General features: G+C 51.2%; 1 protein-coding gene. It reads left to right on the forward strand.

The genetic code is table 11. The annotated features are described in order from the left end of the window. The first annotated feature begins 124 nt into the window (after positions 1–124). Positions 125–1,477, forward strand: a complete 1,353-nt coding sequence (locus tag E1189_RS01635; protein WP_155158351.1) for a transposase — start codon at positions 125–127, stop codon at positions 1,475–1,477. The last annotated feature ends 141 nt before the right edge of the window (positions 1,478–1,618 follow it).

The following is a 1,618-nucleotide window of genomic DNA, read 5'->3' on the forward strand; positions in this document are numbered from 1 at the left end:
CAGCAAATCCCGAGGGTTTGATTTCCGCCAGTCATACCAACGTTTTGCACCATGTTTGGTAAAAAGTCTCTCGTAAACTTTTTCGTCTATTTTAGAGGTGCCCCTCCCAAGCCTGCTGACTGGTATGACTGCAACTGCTCCCAAGTCACGTAAACACCTCTGCGCTGACAGCCTGATCCGGTTGATTCATGAGACATTGTCTCAAGTCCCTGACCACCGACCGAATCGCGTTAAGGGCAAAATCACCCTGACCGACGCCTTTATGTCCGCTTTTGCCATGATGCACCTGAAGTACGCCACCCTTCTGGACTTTGACCGGGAAGCCAGAACCGAAGAGCTTCAGTACAACCTGTCGCATCTCTACCGCGTGCAGGGGCGCATTCCCTGTGACACGCACATGCGTGAAATTCTTGATCCGGTCGACCCGATAGAACTGAGGAAACCTTACAAAAAGTTGTTTGCCCAAGTGCAGCGTGGTGGCCAGCTCGATGCCTTTAAGCACCCTGTTGGAGAGTTCAAAAACCTCCATCTGCTGGCTGTCGACGGCACAGGGCTTTACTACTCAGGGAAATGCCGTTGCCAGGAGTGTTGCGTGAAAAACGAAGGCAAGCCCAGTGAAGCCTATTATCATCAAATGCTGGCAGCCTGCCTTGTTCACCCTGACAGGAAAGTTGTATTACCTTTGGCACCAGAGCCTATTGTCCATCAGGATGGTTCCACCAAAAACGACTGTGAGAAAAACGCCCTAAAGCGGCTGCTGGCGCATACCAAACGGGAACATCCTCACCTTGAGTTAGCCATTGTTCTCGACGGGCTCTACGCTGACGCTCCCACTATTGAATTGATCAAAAGCTATGGCTGGCACTTCATCATTGTCGCCAAAGATGGCAATCATGGCTCATTGGTCGAAGCCATGGACACGCTTGACGAGAACGGCCAGGTCAAGCGACTGGAAAGCTGCGAAGATAATGGCACCCGCCACTGGTACCGCTACGCCGAGAGCGTACCGCTGAACAAAAGCGATCCAGGACAAGTCAATGTTCTGGATTATGTGGAAACCGATAAAAAGGGCCAGCGCCACACATGGTGCTGGGTGACAGACCTCCCTCTGAACGAAGAGACTGTTTATCTGATTATGAAAGGAGGGCGCTCGAGGTGGCGCATTGAAAACGAAACCTTCAACACCCTGAAGAACCACGGCTACAACCTTGAACATAACTACGGTCACGGTAAGCAGCACCTGGCGACGAATATGGCTTACCTGACGATTTTGGCGTTCCTTGTGGACCAGATCCAGCAACTGGCCTGCCCCCAGTTTCAAAAGGCCTTGTCAGGCAAACCTCGCGGAGCTCGGGTTTACCTATGGAAAATGATTATCCAGCACTTCCAGTCATGGTTGATCGAAAGTTGGGATGAGTTGTTCACGGCAATGATACAGGGACAGGTTGCACGAAGAATCCAGATAGATACGTCATAGCCTATGAAGTAGCCGGGTCTTCAGGGTGGCAACTTGTCTGATTATCATGCTGGGCATGAGGAGGTTTGTTGGCCTGATGAAAAGCACAGACGCGCAATCTCATCTAAACGACTTGAGGCGTATGTTGTTCGGGATTAGCTG

Origin of the sequence: Parendozoicomonas verongulae, assembly GCF_009711465.1 — a bacterium.
GTDB lineage: Bacteria > Pseudomonadota > Gammaproteobacteria > Pseudomonadales > Endozoicomonadaceae > Sansalvadorimonas > Sansalvadorimonas verongulae.